The organism is Vibrio sp., from assembly GCF_984391705.1.
On sequence record NZ_CFHWOM010000033.1, the window covers coordinates 24,647 to 45,972 of the forward strand.

22 protein-coding genes are annotated in these 21,326 nt (G+C 45.1%); 6 read left to right on the forward strand and 16 right to left on the reverse strand.

The features are described 5' to 3' along the window. Positions 1-278: 278 nt before the first annotated feature. The 7 genes from tatC to rmuC form a co-directional block, all read right to left on the reverse strand. Positions 279-1,031: a twin-arginine translocase subunit TatC gene (gene tatC, locus AC4MRV_RS15145; RefSeq protein WP_491188162.1), complete on the reverse strand. Its 753-nt coding sequence runs from the start codon at positions 1,029-1,031 to the stop codon at positions 279-281. Positions 1,032-1,095: 64 nt separating this feature from the next. Beyond that, positions 1,096-1,527, reverse strand: coding sequence for a Sec-independent protein translocase protein TatB (gene tatB, locus AC4MRV_RS15150; RefSeq protein WP_491188163.1), 432 nt, complete (start codon positions 1,525-1,527; stop codon positions 1,096-1,098). 3 nt (positions 1,528-1,530) lie between these two features. Further along, entirely contained in the window at positions 1,531-1,767 is a 237-nt protein-coding gene (tatA, locus tag AC4MRV_RS15155; RefSeq protein WP_491188164.1) for a Sec-independent protein translocase subunit TatA, read from the reverse strand. 48 nt (positions 1,768-1,815) lie between these two features. Continuing rightward, entirely contained in the window at positions 1,816-3,450 is a 1,635-nt protein-coding gene (gene ubiB, locus AC4MRV_RS15160; RefSeq protein ID WP_491188165.1) for a ubiquinone biosynthesis regulatory protein kinase UbiB, read from the reverse strand. Continuing rightward, entirely contained in the window at positions 3,447-4,052 is a 606-nt protein-coding gene (locus AC4MRV_RS15165) for a ubiquinone biosynthesis accessory factor UbiJ (protein ID WP_491188166.1), read from the reverse strand. Before AC4MRV_RS15165 ends, ubiB begins: the two co-directional genes overlap by 4 nt. An 11-nt stretch (positions 4,053-4,063) precedes the next feature. Continuing rightward, the gene (gene ubiE, locus AC4MRV_RS15170) at positions 4,064-4,846 is read right to left on the reverse strand and encodes a bifunctional demethylmenaquinone methyltransferase/2-methoxy-6-polyprenyl-1,4-benzoquinol methylase UbiE (RefSeq protein WP_491188167.1); all 783 of its coding nucleotides are present in this window, start codon (positions 4,844-4,846) and stop codon (positions 4,064-4,066) included. Positions 4,847-4,904: 58 nt separating this feature from the next. Continuing rightward, complete coding sequence (gene rmuC / locus AC4MRV_RS15175) at positions 4,905-6,455, reverse strand: DNA recombination protein RmuC (RefSeq protein WP_491188168.1); 1,551 nt, start codon at positions 6,453-6,455, stop codon at positions 4,905-4,907. Between the two features lie 168 nt (positions 6,456-6,623). Between rmuC and AC4MRV_RS15180 the strand changes: the two genes are divergently transcribed. Beyond that, a complete protein-coding gene (locus AC4MRV_RS15180) occupies positions 6,624-7,529 on the forward strand; it encodes a DMT family transporter (RefSeq protein WP_491188169.1) in 906 nt (301 codons plus the stop codon). 14 nt (positions 7,530-7,543) lie between these two features. On the opposite strand, the gene AC4MRV_RS15185 is transcribed toward AC4MRV_RS15180, so the two are convergent. The 4 genes from AC4MRV_RS15185 to ftnA form a co-directional block, all read right to left on the reverse strand. Further along, a complete protein-coding gene (locus tag AC4MRV_RS15185; protein WP_491188170.1) occupies positions 7,544-8,368 on the reverse strand; it encodes an HDOD domain-containing protein in 825 nt (274 codons plus the stop codon). 86 nt (positions 8,369-8,454) lie between these two features. After that, a complete protein-coding gene (locus tag AC4MRV_RS15190; RefSeq protein ID WP_491188171.1) occupies positions 8,455-9,648 on the reverse strand; it encodes a BaiN/RdsA family NAD(P)/FAD-dependent oxidoreductase in 1,194 nt (397 codons plus the stop codon). Between the two features lie 111 nt (positions 9,649-9,759). Next, positions 9,760-10,083 (reverse strand): universal stress protein UspB, encoded by a 324-nt coding sequence (gene uspB, locus AC4MRV_RS15195; RefSeq protein ID WP_491188172.1) that lies wholly within the window; start codon positions 10,081-10,083, stop codon positions 9,760-9,762. Positions 10,084-10,156: 73 nt separating this feature from the next. Further along, positions 10,157-10,684, reverse strand: a complete 528-nt coding sequence (ftnA, locus tag AC4MRV_RS15200; protein WP_491188173.1) for a non-heme ferritin — start codon at positions 10,682-10,684, stop codon at positions 10,157-10,159. 154 nt (positions 10,685-10,838) lie between these two features. Here ftnA and uspA point away from each other — a divergent pair, with 154 nt between their 5' ends. Both uspA and AC4MRV_RS15210 read left to right on the forward strand, forming a co-directional pair. Beyond that, the gene (gene uspA, locus AC4MRV_RS15205; RefSeq protein WP_491188174.1) at positions 10,839-11,264 is read left to right on the forward strand and encodes a universal stress protein UspA; all 426 of its coding nucleotides are present in this window, start codon (positions 10,839-10,841) and stop codon (positions 11,262-11,264) included. 56 nt (positions 11,265-11,320) lie between these two features. Next, positions 11,321-12,199 carry a carboxylate/amino acid/amine transporter gene (locus AC4MRV_RS15210; RefSeq protein WP_491188175.1) on the forward strand — a complete coding sequence of 293 codons (879 nt, stop codon included), beginning with the start codon at positions 11,321-11,323 and terminating at the stop codon, positions 12,197-12,199. A gap of 54 nt (positions 12,200-12,253) precedes the next feature. Here the strand turns inward: AC4MRV_RS15210 and AC4MRV_RS15215 are convergent, their stop codons facing one another. The 3 genes from AC4MRV_RS15215 to AC4MRV_RS15225 form a co-directional block, all read right to left on the reverse strand. Then, positions 12,254-12,817, reverse strand: a complete 564-nt coding sequence (locus AC4MRV_RS15215; RefSeq protein ID WP_491188176.1) for a hypothetical protein — start codon at positions 12,815-12,817, stop codon at positions 12,254-12,256. A 100-nt stretch (positions 12,818-12,917) separates the two neighbouring features. Next, positions 12,918-13,697 (reverse strand): class I SAM-dependent methyltransferase, encoded by a 780-nt coding sequence (locus AC4MRV_RS15220; protein WP_491188177.1) that lies wholly within the window; start codon positions 13,695-13,697, stop codon positions 12,918-12,920. A 47-nt stretch (positions 13,698-13,744) separates the two neighbouring features. Continuing rightward, positions 13,745-16,891 (reverse strand): EAL domain-containing protein, encoded by a 3,147-nt coding sequence (locus AC4MRV_RS15225; protein ID WP_491188178.1) that lies wholly within the window; start codon positions 16,889-16,891, stop codon positions 13,745-13,747. A 93-nt stretch (positions 16,892-16,984) separates the two neighbouring features. Between AC4MRV_RS15225 and asnC the strand changes: the two genes are divergently transcribed. Then, positions 16,985-17,449 carry a transcriptional regulator AsnC gene (asnC, locus tag AC4MRV_RS15230; RefSeq protein WP_491188179.1) on the forward strand — a complete coding sequence of 155 codons (465 nt, stop codon included), beginning with the start codon at positions 16,985-16,987 and terminating at the stop codon, positions 17,447-17,449. Positions 17,450-17,479: 30 nt separating this feature from the next. Here asnC and tsrA read toward each other — a convergent pair whose 3' ends face one another. Together tsrA and AC4MRV_RS15240 are read right to left on the reverse strand one after the other, a co-directional pair. Further along, entirely contained in the window at positions 17,480-17,764 is a 285-nt protein-coding gene (gene tsrA / locus AC4MRV_RS15235; RefSeq protein ID WP_491188180.1) for an H-NS-like global regulator TsrA, read from the reverse strand. 82 nt (positions 17,765-17,846) lie between these two features. Further along, the gene (locus AC4MRV_RS15240) at positions 17,847-19,043 is read right to left on the reverse strand and encodes a multidrug effflux MFS transporter (RefSeq protein ID WP_491188181.1); all 1,197 of its coding nucleotides are present in this window, start codon (positions 19,041-19,043) and stop codon (positions 17,847-17,849) included. A gap of 107 nt (positions 19,044-19,150) precedes the next feature. On the opposite strand from AC4MRV_RS15240, the gene AC4MRV_RS15245 reads away from it, so the two are divergent. Continuing rightward, positions 19,151-20,092 carry a LysR family transcriptional regulator gene (locus tag AC4MRV_RS15245; RefSeq protein WP_491188182.1) on the forward strand — a complete coding sequence of 314 codons (942 nt, stop codon included), beginning with the start codon at positions 19,151-19,153 and terminating at the stop codon, positions 20,090-20,092. Between the two features lie 87 nt (positions 20,093-20,179). Beyond that, positions 20,180-21,326, forward strand: a 1,147-nt coding sequence (locus AC4MRV_RS15250) for an aminopeptidase P family N-terminal domain-containing protein (RefSeq protein ID WP_491188183.1), incomplete at its 3' end; no start/stop codon positions are given.

Below are 21,326 nucleotides of genomic sequence, written 5' to 3' on the forward strand. Positions count from 1 at the left end.
CCACACTTTTTACTTTTAAACAAACTGCAACTGATTTAACATTGCGTCTCAATAATTAGAAGGCGTCTTGTATGTGCAACCACGGTAGTTACTTACAAAGACAGCACCGAACATTTTTGCAAAAGTTGCTAGGTATTAAAGAAATCTACATATGTTCTCACTGTGGGCATACTATCAAGGTTAAATAGTTCCTCGCGACAGTATGAGATGTATTGGTACTGTCCATAAACAAAAAAGCTTGCCGTGAGGCAAGCTTTTTTGTTTTATCGAACTCTAATCTACGCTTCTTCTTGCTCTTCTTCATTTTCATCTTTGCGAACGTAAAAGCGCGCAAAAAACAAACCAACCTCAAAAAGCAAACACATTGGTATCGCAAGCAAGGTTTGAGAGATCATATCTGGTGGCGTTAGCATCATACCGACAATAAACGCACCAACAATGATATACGGACGTTTCTCGCTCAGGCTCTTAGGGTTCGTTGCCCCTGTCCAACATAACAAGATAATCGCCACCGGTACTTCGAACGCGATACCAAAGGCCAAGAACAACGCTAGAACGAAGTCGAGATAACTCGAGATATCCGTTGCGAACTCTACCCCACCTAAAGAGATGGCAGTAAAGAAGCCAAACACCAATGGGAACACCACAAAGTAAGCAAAAGCTACGCCACAGTAAAACAGCAGCGAGCTAGAAAACATCAGTGGCATAATCAGGCGACGCTCATGCTTATAAAGACCCGGAGCGACAAACGCCCAAACCTGGTACAAGATAAACGGAACCGCGAGGAAGATAGCCGCAATTAAAGTTAACTTAAGCGGAGTGAAAAATGGAGATGCGACATCTGTGGCAATCATTGTTGCGCCTTCAGGCAGTCGTTCTACCAAAGGTGCTGAGATGAACTCATAGATATCGTTGGCAAAGTAAATCAGACCGATAAAGACTACCAGCACCGCTAGGATCGCACGAAGCAGGCGATTACGTAGTTCTAATAAATGACTGATTAAAGGTTGTGTCTGCTCAACAGAAGACATGGAAACCTCTTCCTATAAAAGATCGAAAAGGAGCTACTTAACAGCAGCTCCTCCTAATGCGAGACTATTCGGCTTTCTTATCTGCTTGTGGCGCTGACGGAGTGGTTAAACTCTCGACCGCACCTGCTGAGTCATCGGCATTCTGAGCGGATTCATGTTTCTCGTTCAGAGGCTCAGCAGCTTTTTCTGCTGAGTCGCTTTTGCTCGCATATGGGCGTTGCACTTCTTGAGCAGCTTGCTTCAATTCTTCTACCGAAGATTTGAGCTCTGGAGATAGATCTTCCATCCCCATCTGCTCAGCTTTGCGCAGATTTTCTTGCAGTTCTTGCACCTTAAGCTCATGTGAAAGTTCATCTTTCACACTGTTTGCCATGTTTTTCGCCGCTCCAATAAATTTGGAAACACTGCGAATCGCGTGAGGCAAGCGCTCTGGCCCTAAAACAACAAGCCCGACGACAGATATTAATACCAGTTCCCAAAAACCGATATCAAACACGTGTTACGCCTGCTCTTTGTCTTTCTTAGTTTCAGCAGAAGCCTCTTTTTTCTGCTGCTCAACAGCTTTAGGCTCAAAGTCAGCATCTTTCTTTGCTGTCTCATCTTCGCTCATGGCTTTCTTAAAGCCTTTCACTGCACTACCTAGATCGCCACCAATACCACGTAGCTTCTTAGTTCCGAATAGTAGAACGACGATGACAGCAATAATCAGAAGTTGCCAAATACTAATACCACCCATTCTTTTTACCTCGGGTCTATAAACAAATTTATTTCAAGAGTTTAACGTCTATTGACGGTAAGCTCGCCAACTAAGCAACCAAAATGTGACACCGCCAAGGGCGCTCACCATTGAAAGCTGCTCATAAGTGCTGTTTACCAGTATTGCCGAGCATACGACTAATGTGGCACCAACACCAAATAAAAATTTACCCGTTGCTTGCTGACGCTTGCTTGAGCGATAACCTTGGTAAAGCTGATCCATTCGTTGGTTCATCATCTTACCTTGGCGCAAACTATCATAAAGCAACTCCGGCAACTCCGGCAGTTTCTCCGCCCAAAACGGCGCTCGATCTTTCACCGCGTTGATCACCGCTTGTGGGCCAACTTGATTCATCATCCACTCTTCAAGGAATGGTTTTGCGGTTTCCCACAGATCAAGCTGCGGGTAGAGTTGTCGCCCTAACCCTTCAACGTACAACAACGTCTTTTGCAGCAACACAAGTTGAGGCTGTACTTCCATATTGAAGCGACGTGCTGTATTGAACAGGTTCAATAACACATGACCAAATGAGATCTCACAAAGCGGCTTCGCGAAGATTGGTTCGCAAACAATTCGAATCGCAAACTCAAACTCATCGACATTGGTTTCACGTGGAACCCAGCCTGACTCAACATGCAATTCAGCAACCCGGCGATAGTCACGGTTGAAAAACGCCAAGAAGTTTTCCGCTAGATAACGCTTGTCTTCACTATTTAACGTTCCAACAATGCCACAATCTAAACCAATCCAACGTGGGTTTTCCGGATGCTCAGGTTCAACAAAAACGTTGCCTGGGTGCATGTCCGCATGAAAAAAGCTGTCTCTAAACACTTGAGTAAAGAAGACGCTTACACCACGCTCTGCGAGCAGCTTCATATTGGTGCCGTTCGCTTTAAGACCTTCAATGTCAGACACTTGGATGCCGTATATTCGCTCAGAAACCATGACAGTTTCATTACTAAAGTCAGTAAAGACTTCAGGAACATACAATTCTTCGCTGCCTTCAAAGTTACGACGTAGTTGAATGGCATTAGCGGCTTCTCGGCGCAAGTCTAACTCATCAAGTAGCGTTTTCTCATATTCACGCACCACTTCAATTGGTTTCAATCGACGTGCTTCAGGAAGAGCTTTGGCGACTATACGCGCCATCCGGTACATCAGTTTTAGATCTGCATCAATGACTGGGCGAATATCTGGCCTGATGACTTTTAATACCACTTCTTGGTTAGTCGATTTCAGCTTAGCCGTATGCACTTGAGCGATAGACGCTGAAGCCAAAGGTTCGATTTCAAAGTCATTAAACCAAGTATCTAGTGGACCACCCAGCGCGAGCTCTATTTGCTCTTTGGCTAGCTGGCCATCAAACGGGGAAACTTGGTCTTGAAGTAGCGCGAGCGGATCAGCAATATGAGGAGGAAAGAGGTCCCGGCGCGTAGACATCATTTGACCAAACTTAATCCACACAGGACCAAGCTCTTGCAAAGCTAAACGCAGTCTCTCACCAAGCTCTTTTTCTGGATGCTGATTCTTAATCCAAAATAAACTCTTACGCGCCAACAATGGCGCTTTGGTTAACTGATGCTCCGGGAGCAATTCGTCTAAACCATATTCGAGCTGCACCTTAATGATTCGGTACAAGCGCTTTAGTTCTGTGGGAGTCATACGCGATCCAACAACTGGTTCAATTTAGCTTCTACCCGAGCCGCTTGGCTTTTTACATCATCAACTTGATCGCAGAAATGTGCTACTTCAAGCGGTGCAGGTGCCATACGCCACTCTTCTGTGATCACTTGGCCTAAATGACGTTGGTGTTTTGATGCTTGATTTGAGACAAGCTGACCAAGACTACTTACGCCTTTTACCAGGGTATGAGCAACCACATCACCAGTGACTCGTGACAACCATTCTTCAATATCTGGCTTGCAATCGGTCATTAATTGCGAAAACTTCTGCGCTAACTGAATGTCGCCTTCTAGCACCAGCTTATCTTGCTTGATAAGTTTGGTGATATTGGACTGGTCGCGCAACTCTGGTAGCACAGCAAGGTTCAAAGAAAGATAGCAATCCGGTTCACCTTCATAGTTCCCTAGCACATCGATTTGCTGGCTAAAAATAAAGGTTAGCGTCTTATTGATCTCTTTTAAGTGAACTTGAATCACTTGTCCTTTCAGGCGCCCGAGACGACGACCCAATTCAGGGTCATCTTTAATAAGAGTATTGAGTGATGTTTCAATCACTGCGGTGGCTAAAGGTTCAAATGGCATAATGCGTGACCTTAGAACTTGTAACCACGGTGAAGAGCAACAATACCACCGGTTAAGTTGTAGTAGCTGGTGTTGTCAAAGCCGGCTTCGTCCATCATGCCTTTCAGCGTTTCTTGGTCTGGATGCATACGGATCGACTCTGCAAGATAACGGTAACTCTCAGCATCGTTTGCCACTAGCTCACCCATTTTTGGTAGCAAGTGGAATGAATAAGCGTCATACACCTTAGAAAGCGGCTCTAGGATTGGCTTAGAAAACTCTAGTACGAGCAGGCGGCCTCCAGGCTTAAGCACACGATACATAGAACGAAGTGCTTTATCTTTGTCAGTTACGTTGCGTAAACAGAAACTGATCGTAATCGCATCAAAGTAGTCATCTGGAAATGGCAGCTCTTCGGCATTCGCTTGCACGTAGTGAACATTTCCTACTACGCCAATGTCACGCAGCTTATCACGACCAACATTAAGCATAGAGTTGTTGATATCAGCCAGAATAACGTGGCCTTTCTCACCCACGATACGTGAGAACTTGGCCGTTAGGTCACCTGTACCACCACCAAGATCCAGCACACGATGACCAGGACGAACACCACTACAATCGATTGTAAAACGTTTCCAAAGACGATGAACACCACCTGACATTAAGTCATTCATGATGTCGTATTTTGCTGCGACAGAGTGGAACACTTCTGCTACTTTTTCGACTTTCTGTTCTTTTGCTACGGTGGTGAAACCAAAATGGGTAGTTTCACTCGATTCTAAAGCTGTATTCGATTGCACGCTTGTATCCGTCATGATGATTCCTCTTCAGGCAATGCTTCATTATTAATTACGACCTGAGCATTGCGGGCGATTAGTTTACTTTATCCTCATCCGGATGTCTTTGTGCGATAGAATCATTTTCATGCAATGCCGCATTTTCTGTGAGCCCGTCATATTGAGCCATTTGAGTCAGCGTAGTTGAAATGGGTCTTTTCACTTCGACCCCCAACAGTTTAAAGCTCTCCGCCTGACGAATCACATTGCCTCGCCCCGTTGCTAACTTGTTCATGGCGCCCTGATAATTCTGGTTTGCCTTGTCCAACGCACCGCCTAAGCTTTCCATATCGTCGACGAACAAACGTAACTTGTCATACAACTTGCTAGCGCGCTCAGCGATCACTTGAGCATTTTGGTTTTGCCTCTCGTTGCGCCACAAATTATCAATCGTGCGTAAGGCCACCAGCAATGTGGTCGGGCTAACAAGGATAATGTTTTGTTCCATCGCCTCTTTGACCAAACTTGGATCAGCCTGAATCGCCACCTGGAAAGCGGGCTCGACTGGGATGAACATCAATACATAGTCTAAGCTTTGGATGCCTTTCAACTGGTGGTAGTCTTTATTTGACAGTCCTTTAATATGTGCTCTTAACGCAAGTAAGTGGTCACTTAGTGCTTGGTCACGATCTTGGTCTGTCTCAGCGTTAAAGTAACGCTCATACGCCACTAGCGCCATTTTCGAGTCTACAACCACTTGCTTATCTTGAGGTAAGTGAACAATCACGTCAGGCTGGTAACGCTTGCCAGCTTCATTCTGTAAACTGACTTGGGTCTGATATTCATGCCCTTCACGCAAACCAGATTCGGCTAATACTCTAGCTAAAACCACTTCCCCCCAGTTACCTTGCTGCTTGTTGTCCCCTTTCAAAGCTTGAGTTAAGTTGACCGCTTCTCGAGTCATTTGCTCATTCAAGCGCTGTAAGTTCTTCAGTTCGTGCACTAAGGTATGACGCTCTTTGGCTTCGATATTAAAGCTGTCGTTCACTTGACGCTTAAAGCCTTCAAGCTGTTCACGAAGCGGTGACAATAGCCCCTCTAAACTTTGCCGGTTTTGCTGATCCACCTTGGCCGTTTTGGTCTCAAACAGCTGATTAGCCAGGTGCTCAAATTGTTGCTTTAAGCGCTCTTCCGCTTTTTCGAGCAATTGCAGTTTTTCTTGGTTCGCTTTGTTCTCTTGTTCATGACGTGCTTCCTGTTCACGAAGCTGGGCATCAAGCTGCGATTTCTGTTCACGAACCCGATTTAAATCATCGGCATATTGTTGGCGTTCTTGCTTCACCGCTTCGAAGTAACGAAGCTTCTCCATTACGGCCATGAGTTTGCCGTGCGCTTGTTTAAGTTCGTAAGCGGCTTTATCTCTTTCGCTGTCTAATTCGTCCAGTTCTTGTTGGCACTGTTCGAGATCGCTTTGTAGCTGCTGAATTTGATTGGTAGCGAGCTGTCGATTGGATTCTAATTGCTGCTCAGTCAGTTGCTGTTGAAACTGCATTTTTTGCTTAACCCACCAGCCAACCGCTAAGCCGCTAATCGCAGCACTGCCAATTGATGAAATCAGTAAACTTTGATTCTCTAGAATCCATTGCATAGTAAAGGCTTAACTCATTAATAAAGGCTTTTATCAATGGTATTTTACCACTGGATAAATGTCCAGTTTGTAGGCTAGATATCGAACAGCTAGACTAGGCGATCCGTACCCTATACCACACTCAATAATCAGTGATAGATAACTGACTGGTTTTATTAAAGGAACATCATGAACGAGCGTCGCGCTTTAGGATTAGGTTTATCCGCTGTACTACTCTGGTCGACCGTAGCCACTGCTTTCAAACTCACTTTGGCTGAGTTCTCCCCCATACAGATGCTCACCGTGGCCAGTATTGTCTCGGCTTTGGCGCTGTTTATCATCTGCGCAGTGACTGGCAAGCTCAAACTATTACCCAGTACCTTTCTTTCTAACCCGTTTTACTACCTGCTACTTGGCATCATTAATCCACTGGCATATTACATTATTCTGTTTAAAGCCTATGACCTGTTGCCCGCTTCCCAAGCTCAGGCGATTAACTATAGCTGGGCCATTACCCTTACCTTAATGGCATCGGTGTTTTTGGGACAAAAGATCCGCAAACAAGATTGGATAGCTTGTTTATTCAGCTATATGGGGGTGATTGTCATTGCGACGAAAGGGGATGTACTAGGATTAAACTCTGACAGCCCATTAGGGGTAGGACTTGCGCTACTATCCACCCTACTTTGGGCAGGATATTGGATCTTAAATGCAAAAAACAAAGCCGACCCCGTGGTTGGTGTTCTACTAGGCTTCTTAGTCGCTATCCCATTTGCCATTGGGTTAACTCTTTATGAAGGCGAAAGCTTTAGCCAAGTAACCACTCAAGGATGGTTAGCGGTAACTTATGTCGGCCTATTTGAAATGGGCGTGACCTTTGTCCTTTGGCTTAGCGCCCTGAAAGCCACACAAAACACTGCTCGTATCAGTAATTTGATTTTTGCGTCACCGTTTATTTCTTTGATGTTGCTTGCAACCATCATTGGTGAAGAAATTCACCCAGCGACATTAGTTGGCTTAGTGTTGATTATCACTGGGCTTGTGATCCAGCAGATCAAAATGGGCAAAAAAGATCTCTCTCAAGCCGCTAGTTAACAGTTGATATACATCTAGAAAAGTTGATACGCAAGCTCACTTCCTTGGCCACGAACGGCATCAATGTTCGTGGCAAGTTCAGGAGAGACATGCAAAGCGATCGCCGCTTTACTATTTGCAAGGTAAGTCTGCTTCTCTTGCTCATCTAGCATATTGTCCCAGCGCTGGTGAATATCACGAGCGAGATACATCAAACATGCCAAGCGTTTCGACTCAACCGCTTTAGCGGGGTGGTTAACATTCGCGATTGCGTCCACCAGCTCGTTCGGAAACTTCCAACTTTCAGCCAATACCGCACCTAGCTGTTGTGCGTCGGTCCCCAATACTTCCCTTTGCACATTCGCCGCATTTTCACCATTCCAGATCCGCTGCTGAATATCGACCGCTTTTTCTGGCTCAAGGGCATGAATCATCAATTCGCCGATATTGTGCAAAATGCCAGTGGTAAAGGCTTCATTAGGGTCCAGCTTTATGTCTTTCGCGATAGTACTGGCGATAGTTGCCACTTCAAAAGTACCAGCCCAATAGTCTTTAATATTGAGAGTTTCTAATTTGGGAAAAGTCGTTGCTAGGATAGAAGAAGAGATAAGGTTACGAATTGCACTGACACCAATTCGGACAATCGCATCGTTGATGTTGGAGACGCCTTTTACACCGCCGAACTGCGCAGAATTCGCCATCCTCAGAACTCGTGCAAGTAACACCTGATCCATAGACATCTTGCGAGCTAACTCCCCAAAATCAATCTGTTCTCGATTGACCATTTCGAGCAGCTCCTGCAGTACACTCTCGATTCGAGGTAGTTCGTTAATACGGGAAATTAACGCTTCTTGACTCATAGAATTCACTCCTTTGACCACACTGCCATCTCAATAAATAAGTGTAGTACTAAAGAGTGAATTCTCAGTAATAATTAGTGCTAGCGTTACACCCACTGACCAGCGACAAACCCAGAACTCCAACACCACTGGAAGTTGTAACCACCAAGCCAGCCAGTTACATCCATTACCTCACCAACAAAGTAGAGGCCTTGTACCTTTTTACACTCCATCGTTTTTGACGAGATATGATCGGTATTCACGCCACCTAAGGTAACTTCTGCGGTTCGATAACCTTCTGTTCCGTTGGGGACGATATGCCAGTTTTCTAACGTATGGCTGATGGCTTTGAGCTGATTGACACCAAATTGTTTAAGTGGTTTATCTTCTAGCACTTTACGCTCGATAAGGACTTCCACTAAACGTTTCGGCAGTACCTTCGCCAGCGTGTTCTTTAAGCTTTGATTTGGGTGCTTTTCTAAGTTTTGAGTGAGCAACGCTTCCATATCGACTTCCGGGACAAGGTTAATTGTGACCTTTTCACCAGGCTTCCAGTAAGAAGAGATTTGCAGTACAGATGGGCCAGACAAGCCACGATGGGTAAACAGCAAGGCCTCTTTAAAAACCGTATTGTTTTCTGTCGTCATCTCAACAGGAATCGCAATACCTGATAATTCAGCGAAGTCTTCTTTGTCCTCTTTGTGCAGAGTGAAAGGAACTAAGCCCGCAGTCGTCGGTACAATCGATAAGCCAAACTGCTCTGCAACCTTGTAGCCAAAAGGAGTCGCGCCGAGTTTAGGCATAGACAAACCACCAGTGGCGACCACCAATGACTGACACTCAATTACGTTGGTATTAGCATGTAATTCAAAGCCGAAATCCGTCTTTCCGATATGGTGGATATCTTGTTGGTAGCGCTGCTCTACCGATGGTAAGTCGCATTCTGCCAGCAGCATTTTGACGATGTCTTTAGAGTCATAGTCGCCAACACAAAACAGCTGGCCATGATCACGCTCTTCGAATTCGATGCCATGCTTGTAAATCATCGAGATAAAGTCCCAGTTGGTATATTGCGCCAATGCAGACTTAACGAAGTGAGGGTTTTGACTCAAGTAATGTTTAGCTGTCACATCATAGTTCGTGAAGTTACAACGACCGCCACCCGCTATTAGGATTTTACGTCCTGGCTTTTTAGCATGATCGAGCAGCAGTACTTTACGCCCTCGTTTGCCTGCTTCCGCAGCACACATTAAACCTGCGGCACCAGCACCAATAATGACAACGTCAAACTTTTCTGCCATGACTATTCACTCAACCAAAGACCAATAAAAAAGGATGTGCACTACGCACATCCTTTGCAATTTAGGTCGCTATTCTAGCGGTATTCGCGCTGCTTGCCAAATCATCAACGGTCAGAGAATAAACGCCGCCAACAGGGTCACCCCGAGCAGTGAAGTCGACAGAATAAAGAGCTCTCTTACTCTTTCACACTTGCCGGTAAATACCTCATCATGATGATGATGGTACTCTTTACTTTTAAGGTAATGGAAAAGACGCACTTGCTTGGTCACGTTACCATGAGTGGTAAAGAAACCATTACCATCAACTTGTTGATACAACAGAGGATGAGCTTCTCGCATGATGTAAATCAGAGAGCGGAGCGCTGTAAGGTATCTGGCTAAATTAACCAGCGTCACCAACATCAGCGTAAATAGAATTGTGTCAGCATTGATCATCTTTTCCTCCCTACATCTTCACAGAATACCCAGAAGAAAAAGACGATCTGATTAGAGAGTCTTTCGCTGAAGATTATTCAGCAGGGGCATCCATGATAGAAGATGAACCTTCTTTAGCTAGAGCCGCTAGATCCTTGTCGATAAAGAATAGCGCTTTGCCATCTTCACCTACCAATTCTAGCTTGTCTAAAATCCCTTTAAATAACTTCTCTTCCTCGTGCTGCTCTGCAACGTACCACTGCAAGAAGTTGAAAGTTGAGTAGTCTTGAGACGTAAAGGCAACGTGAGCAAGCGTGTTGATTTTCTGTGTAATCATTTGCTCGTGCTCGAATGTTTCGCGGAACACTTCACCAAGGCTATTGAACTCATGTTTAGGTGCTTCAATTGCCCCTAAAATAGGCATCGCACCTGTCTCACTTACATACGTAAATAGACGCTGCATGTGCTCCATCTCTTCTACGGCGTGCGCACGTAAAAATTCAGCTGCACCTTCAAAACCTTTGTCTTCGCACCAAGCACTCATTTGTAAGTATAGATTGGATGAGAAAAATTCGAGATTAATTTGCTCATTCAATTGTTCAACCATTGCTTGTGAAAGCATTTGCCTCTCCTACTAAGTCTATGAACTGTAAACGACTATATCATGATCAATACCATAACACTTTGTCGTGTGAATGTGGATATGAGATCACTACGACAAAATTTATCGATTCGGGGTGCTAATCTTTAACCAGTTACCTAAAGGAGATAGCACTATGAGTTATCAACATATTTTGGTTGCCGTCGACCTATCAGAAGACAGCAAACTGCTTATTGAGAAAGCCGTTTCGCTGGCTAAACCTCTCGATGCCGCAGTCTCTTTTGTACATATTGATGTCAACTATGCAGAGCTCTACACTGGCTTAATTGATATCAACCTAGCAGAAACTCAACATCAAGCCATTCAAGCTTCTCAAGCCCAATTGCAGGAGTTTGCCGATCATGCAAACTACCCAATCAAACACACCCTTGTGGGCAGCGGTGATTTGGGTAATGAGTTGTGTGAAACTATCCAAGAGTTCAACATAGATTTAGTCGTTTGCGGTCACCACCAAGATTTTTGGAGCAAACTGCTTTCGTCAACGCGACAGCTGATTAACTGCTCTCCGGTCGATATGTTGGTCGTGCCACTTAAAGACTGATCGACAGACAAAATTCAGATAGACTGCAGAGCAATTATTGATAATGAGTATTAGTTATGGGTTATCTTTCTGCTGTCACCCTCTTATGGGCTTTCTCGTTTAGCTTGATCGGCGTCTACCTCGCCGGTCAAGTCGACTCTTGGTTTTCGGTGTTTATGCGAGTTGCGTTAGCTAGTCTCGTATTTCTTCCATTTTTAAAGTTTAAAGGGGTCGATCGCACCCTGATCGCTAAGCTAATGACGGTTGGCGGCTTCCAGCTTGGCTTAATGTACTGCTTCTACTACCAATCTTTCTTACTTTTATCTGTACCAGAAGTATTGCTGTTTACTGTCTTTACACCCATTTATGTCACCTTGATCTATGACTTATTGAAAGGTCGGTTCTCGCCTTGGTATCTCGTGACGGCAGCTATCGCTGTCGCCGGAGCCGCTTTTATCAAGTTTGCAGGTATCAACGAAAACTTCATCCTTGGTTTCTTGGTGGTTCAAGGGGCAAACCTGTGCTTTGCCATCGGCCAAGTGGGCTACAAGTACATTATGGAAAAAAGCCCAACTGATTTACCGCAGCACACAATATTTGGCTATTTCTATTTGGGCGCTCTGTGTGTCGCAACAATCGCGTTTGTATTTATGGGCAATATCGAGAAGCTCCCAACCACCCAAACCCAATGGGGTATCCTGGTTTACTTAGGGCTTATCGCATCAGGTGTCGGGTATTTTGCTTGGAACAAAGGCGCAACCATGGTGAATGCAGGCGCTCTAGCCGTCATGAACAATGCACTTGTTCCTGCAGGTCTTATCGTCAATATCGTAATTTGGAACCGTGATGTTGACCTCGTCCGCTTAGCCATTGGCGGTGCCATTATCATGTTGTCGTTATGGATTAACGAGACTTGGGTGAAGAAGAAAGTCGCGCAGGCTTACCAATCAGCTTAACCAAACGAAAAACGCTCTCCAACTGGAGAGCGTTTTAGTATTTGCTATTGAGAACTAATGCATTTGAGAATCTGACTGAACTTCAACAAGCTCAGGGAGTATCACCGGCACTTGCATATTGATACTTGCTTCAAGCTTTTGCTGCTTCTTGAGTAGCTTACGCTGTTTTTTAGCCAACTTGAGCAGCTTCTTCTGTTGCTTGTATTGCTTTTTCAAAGCTTTCTTAGCCGCTTTAATAGACTGAGTATCGGAAAAGTCCACGACAGACTCAGTAGACTCGACCTGGGGCTGATTAGCTCGCTCAGAGGGTTGGGAAGACTTCTGCTTAACCTTATCAATAACTCGGCGAACAGCTTGAGCTCTCTTCTCCGCAACGCTCTCCGCTTTCTCAGTTTTAGGTAATGCTTCCGCAAGAAGCCCACACGCACGTTGCTGTTCGATAGGCTTATCTTGGCAGTGCTGAGGAGGAATCGCAGCCGGCTTGCACAACGAACCTTGTGACGAAGATGAACGAGCACAAGATCGGCATACAAACTTAGGCTCAATCACCAAACGATGAATATCTCCTAAGTTTTCAGCGATTTGCTTACGGTTCATCTTACAAAGACGTTTAGCCATGCTACTACTCCAGCTAAGAATACGAATAATTCTTAGTAAGGTATACCTACATAGCGGTTGTTAAGCAAGGACTAAATTGTGTTTATAAACACTCTGTGCGCTAAGTCATTGATGCATTGACATAAACATCAAAACGATTTTTTTTGGTCTCAATTGCCATGGTTGGACGCAGCTCATCAAGCCAATTTGCGTAATCTGGGCGCTTCACAACAACCCGTTTAGTGGCAAGCGCAAGAGCTGGTTCTAAGAGACCATCCGCATCAAGATCTGCGCCAACCAGCGATTGGAAAACACGCATTTCTTTCTTCACTAGTGCACTTTTCTTTTTGCTTTCTGGATGAGGATACATTGGGTCTAGATAGACTACATCAGGGCGAACAAACTGTTCATCATTTACTAAATCTTGCAGCGCTGTGTGACTAGAAGCGTGCAACAATGACATCCGCTCCGCCACCCAAGTGCCAATTTCAGGATCTTGCTGAGCACGCGATAAGCCATCATCCAACAAAGCAGCAACAACGGGATGACGCTCGACCATTTGCACCTTACAGCCCAAAGAAGCCAATACAAATGCATCACGTCCAAGGCCAGCAGTACCATCTAGAACATGCGGAGTCGCACCTTTATTTAGTCCTGCGGCTTTCGCGATAGCTTGGCCTTTACCACCCCCGAACTTACGTCGATGACCTACCGCACCACCGATTAGATCAACATAGATTGCCCCTAACTTAGGTTCATCTACTTTGCGTAGCTCTAGGCGTTCTTTTGTCAAAACCAGAGCAAAACAACTTTCTTGGTTATGCTCTAATCCCCAACGCTCTGCGATACGTTCGAGCTGCTCACTCTGCTCAGGGAATTCACAAATAAGTTGTAGCTGCACAATAGGCTCCGATTCGACGCAATAAATTGGCGCAAGTGTAATGGATTTTACGACTCGGTACTAACCTTGTTCTCATCAATAAGTTCCTTAACAAGGGTCGCTAACGGCATAGGCTTGCCAATGATATACCCTTGAGCGTAATCCACTCCAAGTTCCATCAGTTGATCAATAATTCGTGTATTTTCCACAAACTCTGCCACTGTTCGTTTACCCATTTGCTGGGCTAAGTCATTGATAGAGCGCACCATCAAACGATCCATCTCATTGACATCAATATCGCGCACGAAGATACCGTCAATTTTGACAACATCGACTGGCAGCTTTTGAAGATAGCCAAATGATGACAAACCTGAGCCAAAGTCATCCAGTGCAATTAAGCAGCCTAACTCCTTTAATTGACTAAAGAACTCAATAGCTTGGTTCATATTGCTCATCGCTGCCGTTTCAGTGATTTCAAGGCACACTTTATGACATGGTACTTTGCTCTCTTTTAGGCGCTCTAATAGAAACTGGGTAAACTCTCGATTCCCCATCGAATGACCAGATAGATTAATGGCGACCTGACTTAAACTTTCAAGCGCTTCCGGATTATCGCTAAACCAATCCAGAGTTTGGCTTACTACCGCCTTATCAATTAGATGGGCAATATTATAGCGCTCTGAAGCAGGCATAAAAATTCCTGGAGAAATGTACTCGCCCTTAACATTACGGATCCGGACAAGAATTTCGAAGTGCATTCCTGTATCGCTATCATCTAAGGCCATAATTCGCTGTGCGAACAGCTCAAGGCGTCGGTTCACCAGTGCATCATGTACTAAGTTAACCGATTCCATTTCCTGTTCACGACGGCGCAGCTCTTTGTCGTCTAAGCAATACAGACTGTAGCGATTTCTCCCTTCTTCCTTGGCCACGTGACATGCCGTATCAGCTTGGGCGTGAACCATTTGTGGTGATGAAGCGGTGTGGTCAATAAGTCGAATACCAATAGAACAATTGAGACTCAAGCGAATATCCTCCCAAACAAACGGATGCTCGCCAAGCGTATCAATGATCATCTTGGCCAGCTTCTTCGCATCAAGCTCAGTACAGTCTTTAAGTAGGATGGCAAATTCATCTCCGCCCATCCGCGCCAGCACAGTATTGTAAGGCAAGACTTCTTCTAACATGCTGGCACAGAACTGAATAGCGGCATCGCCAGCTTCATGACCTGCGGTATCGTTGAGGACTTTTAGTTGATCTAAATCGAGGTAAAGCATCGCATGAGTTCGAGTGTAGCTTTCCACTTCCTTCAAGGCTTTTGCGAGCTCTTTTTCAAAGTAGTTACGACTGTAAGTACCAGTCAGCAAGTCGTGACGGGCTTGGTAAGCCAGCTGGTCAGATAGCTTACGCGTTTCCGTGATGTCTTCACCGACAATCAACAAGTGGCCCGATTCCACCAGTGGCCTGATATTCTCGCGGATCCACAGAACTCGCCCATCTGCGTGACGGTACTCAATTTCCCTCCGCCAAACTCCTTTCATTACCTGTTTAGGCTGAAGTAACACTTGTCGAGGGATCAGGGCATCTTCATGGAGATAAAATTCGCGCAGTCGATGCCCAAGAATTTGGTCGGGAGTATAACCAAGTAACTGCTCGGCAAAATGGTTCACTTGCTGAACGCGGTTTTGATCGTCTAAAGTCACCATCATAATCGGCTGCTGGTCATAATAGTGGCTCAGATTCGCCTCACGTTGGTAAAGGCGCTCTTCAGTAATCTTGCGCGCCGTTATGTCTTTAGCTTCTAGTAAGTAACATGCACTCTCGACCCCTGATGGGATTGGTTTTAGAGTAATCTCCAGTACCAACGCACCCTGCTCTGCATGCCATATTTCAGCCTCAAATTGAGTGACGTTTTCCTGTTGCTCTTTTTCTAGAAAGCGCTTGAACTGTGAAACAGCACTGTCTTGCCAATAACGATGTTGCCAAATAGGTGATTCTTGACTGAAGTCCTGGTTGTAAAGCAGCTCTTGCAACTTACGGTTGCTCGACGTAATGCATCCATTAGCATCAAGTACGCCTATAAAATGGTAACTCTGATCAAACACCATCTCGGTCAGCGTTTGGCTTTCCGTAGCCAACTGTTCGCTGCGTTTTAAGCGGCTCAAGTAGTAAACCAGAATCAAAATGATGAGCAGTAGTATCGAAACTAATGTTCCCGCGAGCTTAAGCTCTTTGTGGTATCGGTCAGCAAACGAGCGAGGCTTGTTGAAAAACATGGATGTAGCGACATCTTCTGCCCCTAAGCCCCATTTTTTTACCGCCACATAGTCGAGTTTAATCTCTGGTGTCGCCACTCGGACCTTAGGAATAGAATGCTTGTCAGCTAACACCTCACTGAGCATCTCACCAGTTTGAACGCCATGCGCCTTACTGCTTTGAATCACCCCTCCTACAGCGCCAAAGCCTAAGCCCAAATCATGCACCATGTATATCGGTGCGCTAGCGGATTGATTTAGCTCTCTCCATAAGTGATGGTCGGCAACAATGTGACCAGACTTGTCGCGATAATAGACCCAAAAAAGCACACCGTCATTGCTCTTTAGTGAGCTTAAAACGTTAAGCAAGTTCGGAAAGTCATCAGGCGTCACATGCCGTATCTTAGTTCGATACTCTGGGTAACTAGTGAGGAATTTATCGACTTGGCTTCGAACAGCCTCACCTGTGATAGAGTGATCGCTAACAATATGAATGGTTTCAACGTCTGGCTGTAGACGTTCGATAAGAGAAATATTGCTGTAGAGGTCTATGTCTTCAATCACCCCTGAGGCATTCAAATGACTATGTAGCTCCGGACTATAGTTATTAATTCCACCAAAAATGACTGGCGTGCCTTTCAGCTGAGGACCTAAACGGTTCATCAAACTTAAGGCTGTATTGTCGCTCACCACTACCGCTTCAAAATCCTCTTGCTCGAACTTCGTACGGTAGAGAACATAAAGCTGATCCAAGTACTCAGCACTCTGGTTACGCTTGGTATCTAAGTACATCACACGAGTTGATATACCAGATCCAGATAGTGCGACTTCTAAGCCATCTTGAAATCCATCTGTCCAAAAGAAACCTTGATGATAGGAATGAACGATTAGTACGTCATTGTCTTTTGCATAGGTCAAAGAAGACAGAAATACAGCTAGAAGGATCAGACTATAGCGCACTAAAATAGCTCTCAGACATATTGATAATTCCTTTAATAATATCACTCTTGTTGATATTTTGAACTAAGTGGAAGGCGACGCTGGGAGAGAAATGTGCACGCACACAACGTAAAACTGGATGATTTAGACCGAGCGATATTAAAGACCTTAATGGAAGATGCTCGCACACCGTATGCCGAAATGGCTAAACAGTTCGATGTCAGCCCAGCGACGATCCATGTTCGTATAGAAAAGATGAAATCTGCAGACATCATCCAAGGAACGGAAGTCATCGTCGATACAAAGAAACTTGGCTATGACGTTTGCTGTTTTATTGGGATCAATTTAAACGCAGCGCGCGACTATCATTCTGCTCTGGAAAAGCTTAACGCCTTGGAAGAAGTGGTTGAAGCTTACTACACAACCGGTGCTTACAATATCTTTGTAAAGCTGATGTGTCGTTCAATTGAAGAGCTACAGTATGTGTTAATAGACAAATTACAAGCCATTGATGAAGTCCAATCAACGGAAACCTTAATTTCCTTGCAAAACCCCATCAACCGCAATGTAAACCCATAATAAAAAGCCCCTATTGATAGGGGCTTTTTATTAACGTGATTCTAGATATCTTTTCAGCTCTTCTGCAGAGATGCCTTGTTCAGCGATGGATTGCGCCATCAATTCAACTTGCTCACCTTTGCGTGATTCGATGACTTGTTGAAATTGGTAAACGATGTCACGCAGCATATGTAGTGGTACTTGCTTTGCAGCACTGCGAATACGCTCTCCACTTTGATTGCCTAGCTCGTTTAGCAATTTGCCAAACATAATCTTTTCTGGAGAATCTTCTAGTTGCTCCAAAACACGAGCCATTTCGTAGGTTGTCATCGACATTGTCGTTCAAAGTCCACAGTATTAGTTAGCAAAGGAGCTCAAATATACAACGTTTTCATGATGCATCAAAGTAAATCAATTATCATTGTGCAGTTGCATAATGCCAGTTTTTTCCGCTTTTACTGACTAAAATCAGTAACCCAGGTAATAAAACAAGCATTTGAATCGCAATCATTATTTGTGGTTCCAACCCTAATCGCTGCACAGTGCCAACAACTAAGCCCGACCCACTCATTTGGAATAGTCCCAGTAACGCAGCAGCAGTGCCAGCTTTGTCACCAAATGGCGCAAGTGCTTTACCTGCGGCGGCACCCAGAATCCAAGCAAATCCGATCGACGACATAAAGATAGGCAGCATAAACGCAAATGCGGTTGCTTGTTCTGACAGAACCAACATCACGATACCTGCGATGGCAAGAGTCACGATACCTACGATTAAAGTTTTATGAGTACCGAATTTCTCCATAAACTTCGGAGCGGTCATACATGCAACTATGTTGATCGCCGCATTAATGCCGAACCACATAGTAAACTCATTCATGCTTAATCCAAGCCCTTCCATCAGCACTACCGGCGCCGACGTTACATATGCAAGAATAACGGCCATCGCGAACATGCACAGTGACGCATGGAACACAAATGAAGGTGTTTTCAATACCGCCCAGTAGCGGCTCGGTTTAAACACCGCTTCCTTGCTAGGAGCTGGGTTAGTTTCTTTTAGCTTGAATGCCATAGCGACTAGAGCAAGTATTGCGAAGCCTGCCATAAAGCTAAAGTTAGAACGCCAACCAAACTGTTGCGTTAGCCAACTGCCTAGAATTGGCGCCAATGCAGGTATAAAGCAGATCGCGCCGTTTAAATAGCTGATCATTTTACCGCTTTTCTCTGGGCCGAACATATCGCGAACTGTTGCAAAGGCTGCTACCGATGTCGCGCACGCACCTAAGCCTTGTAGCAATCGGGCCGTTAGCATCCACTCAATATTTTGAGCGCTCCACGCCAATAAAGCACTCATTGCGTAGATACTAATGCCTACCAATGCAACAGTTCGACGTCCATATTTGTCCGCGAGTGGTCCGGCAAACAGTTGACCAACCCCCATCGCAAACAAAAACCATGTAATCGTGTCTTGAGCAAGTGCATGTTCCACGTGAAACGAAGAAGATATTTGCGGTAACGCAGGAAGATAAATATCAATCGCCAGTGGGCTAAACAAAACCAACAGCGTTAAAAGAATAAGCTGTATCTTAGAGCGCTGTTGTTGGTTAATAGAATGCACTTTTGATCTCCACAAGAACTAATGAAATTGTCGAGATTCTAAGCTAACCTAAGATATGAATTCCAATGACATTTAGTCATCGATGATATTCCGAAGGAGAATTTCTTGTGAGTTTAGAAAAATTGGTTCGGCTAGACCTTAACTTGCTAATCTGTTTGAAGGTGCTTATTGAAGAGCTAAACGTTACTCGAACAGCACATAGACTATGTCTCAGCCAATCGGCAGTTAGTAAGAATTTAGCTAAGTTACGCAGTCAATTCGATGATCCTTTGTTTATTCGAAACGCTCACGGCTTAACGCCTACACCCAAAGCGATATTTCTAAAACCAAAGTTGGAGTCTCTCATACACCAACTTGAACAAATTACCCAACCAGAGGAATTCTCACCTGAATCGAGCTCATATCGATTCCAAATCGCTGCGGTGGAAAGTGTCTATCCACTCATCTTGCCGCATTTCTTGCCAGCAATTTTCTCGCAAGCTCCAGGCGTGACAATCAGCACTCATGCGTGGTCCGATACTACATTCAAAATGCTCCAGCGAGGCGAGCTCGATCTTGGAATTACAGGTAAAGACATCGACATCAATGATGCCAAGCTGACGATGTACCCACCAAATGATATTTGCGAAGCAGAAATCTATCGTGACAGCCAAATGTGCTTAATGCGTAATGACCACCCTGTTTTGCAGCAGCCTTGGAATCTAGAAAACTATCTAGCGCATCGACATGTGCAAGTTAGGTGTGATGGCAATGAACGTTGGCTGCTTGATTATCGTCTGGCGGACATAGGTAAAGAGCGTGATATCGCGATTATGGTGCCAGATTTTAACAGTGCTGCCAGTCTATGTTCATACACTGATTTCATCTTTACGGCGCCAAGCCACTTCGTCAAACTTGCCTCCGAACAACTTAATTTAACCGTTCGACCTTTGCCTATGGAATTCCCGCCAATGGCATATACTCTTTTTTGGCACAGAGATAGAGAAAATGACCCTGCATTAGCTTGGTTGCGACAGATCATCAAAGATAAGACTGAAACCCTCAGATAATTTGCAGCTCTTGTGCAAAAGGAGTAGCTTATTGCCATCGTCCCAAGAGTAAGAAATGGACGCAAAAGAAATTTGAAGGAATAACCCATGCTCAGCACTACTGAACAGCGTGTCTTAGCTATCCGAGAATGGCTAGCACAACATAATATTGATGCCCTACTTGTCCCACATGAAGACGAGTACTTGGGCGAATACGTACCAGCGCACAACGAGCGTTTACATTGGCTAACTGGTTTTACCGGTTCTGCTGGTGCTGCGGTAATCACCAAAGACAAAGCCGCTATCTTTGTTGATGGTCGCTACACGGTACAAGTCACTAAGCAGGTTCCTGCTGATCTATTCGAATACCGCCACCTGATTGAAGAGCCTGCACTAGATTGGATTAAAGACCATCTTGCAAATGGCGCGTCTGTGGCAATCGACCCTCGCATGCACAACTCTGCTTGGTTAGACATGGCACAAGCAAAACTTGCAGGTGCACTTGAGCTTAAGATTCTCGACAGCAACCCAATTGATGAGCTGTGGCACGACCGCCCTGCTCCTGTGGTTTCTGATGTTCGCCTAATGGCAACAGAAGCAGTTGGTCAATCAAGTGAAAGCAAACGCCAAGAAATCGCAGAGCTCGTGAAAAAAGCCGGCGCTGATAGCGCAGTGATCACAGCACTAGATTCAATCTGCTGGCTGCTCAACGTTCGTGGTCTCGATGTATCACGCTTGCCGGTTCTGCTTTCTCACGCGATTCTACACTCAGATTCAAGCGTGGAGTACTTTCTAGATCCAGCTCGTCTACCTGCTGAGTTTGACGCTCATGTTGGTGCGGACGTAACAGTTCATCACCCAGAAGCATTGCAAGCGCGACTAGAAACTCTAACTGGCAAGAATGTATTGGTTGACCCTGCGACAAGTAACGCTTGGTTTAAGCTGGTTCTTCAAAATGCCGGCGCATCTGTGGTGAGTAAGGCTGATCCATGTCTAATGCCAAAAGCGGCAAAGAACGCAGTTGAAATCGCAGGTATGAAAGCATGTCATATCCGCGATGGTGTGGCCATGAGTAAGTTCCTATCTTGGTTAGATGCTGAAGTCGTTGCGGGTAACCTGCATGATGAAGCGACGCTTGCAGACAAACTGGAAGCGTTCCGTAGCGAAGACCCGACACTGATGGATCTTAGCTTCGATACCATTTCGGCAGCAGGTGGCAACGCGGCGATGTGTCACTACAACCACGAGAACCAAC

What these genes read in the sequence shown, in the direction of transcription:
- ubiE (WP_491188167.1), bottom strand. Translation starts at nt 4,846, where the DNA reads ATGACGGATACAAGCGTGCAATCGAATACAGCTTTAGAATCGAGTGAA.
- uspA (WP_491188174.1), top strand. Translation starts at nt 10,839, where the DNA reads ATGAGTTATCAACATATTTTGGTTGCCGTCGACCTATCAGAAGACAGC.
- AC4MRV_RS15185 (WP_491188170.1), bottom strand. Translation starts at nt 8,368, where the DNA reads ATGAGTCAAGAAGCGTTAATTTCCCGTATTAACGAACTACCTCGAATC.
- tatC (WP_491188162.1), bottom strand. Translation starts at nt 1,031, where the DNA reads ATGTCTTCTGTTGAGCAGACACAACCTTTAATCAGTCATTTATTAGAA.
- uspB (WP_491188172.1), bottom strand. Translation starts at nt 10,083, where the DNA reads ATGATCAATGCTGACACAATTCTATTTACGCTGATGTTGGTGACGCTG.
- rmuC (WP_491188168.1), bottom strand. Translation starts at nt 6,455, where the DNA reads ATGCAATGGATTCTAGAGAATCAAAGTTTACTGATTTCATCAATTGGC.
- AC4MRV_RS15165 (WP_491188166.1), bottom strand. Translation starts at nt 4,052, where the DNA reads ATGCCATTTGAACCTTTAGCCACCGCAGTGATTGAAACATCACTCAAT.
- AC4MRV_RS15215 (WP_491188176.1), bottom strand. Translation starts at nt 12,817, where the DNA reads ATGGCTAAACGTCTTTGTAAGATGAACCGTAAGCAAATCGCTGAAAAC.
- tatA (WP_491188164.1), bottom strand. Translation starts at nt 1,767, where the DNA reads ATGGGTGGTATTAGTATTTGGCAACTTCTGATTATTGCTGTCATCGTC.
- AC4MRV_RS15210 (WP_491188175.1), top strand. Translation starts at nt 11,321, where the DNA reads ATGGGTTATCTTTCTGCTGTCACCCTCTTATGGGCTTTCTCGTTTAGC.
- ubiB (WP_491188165.1), bottom strand. Translation starts at nt 3,450, where the DNA reads ATGACTCCCACAGAACTAAAGCGCTTGTACCGAATCATTAAGGTGCAG.
- AC4MRV_RS15180 (WP_491188169.1), top strand. Translation starts at nt 6,624, where the DNA reads ATGAACGAGCGTCGCGCTTTAGGATTAGGTTTATCCGCTGTACTACTC.
- AC4MRV_RS15190 (WP_491188171.1), bottom strand. Translation starts at nt 9,648, where the DNA reads ATGGCAGAAAAGTTTGACGTTGTCATTATTGGTGCTGGTGCCGCAGGT.
- ftnA (WP_491188173.1), bottom strand. Translation starts at nt 10,684, where the DNA reads ATGCTTTCACAAGCAATGGTTGAACAATTGAATGAGCAAATTAATCTC.
- tsrA (WP_491188180.1), bottom strand. Translation starts at nt 17,764, where the DNA reads ATGTCGATGACAACCTACGAAATGGCTCGTGTTTTGGAGCAACTAGAA.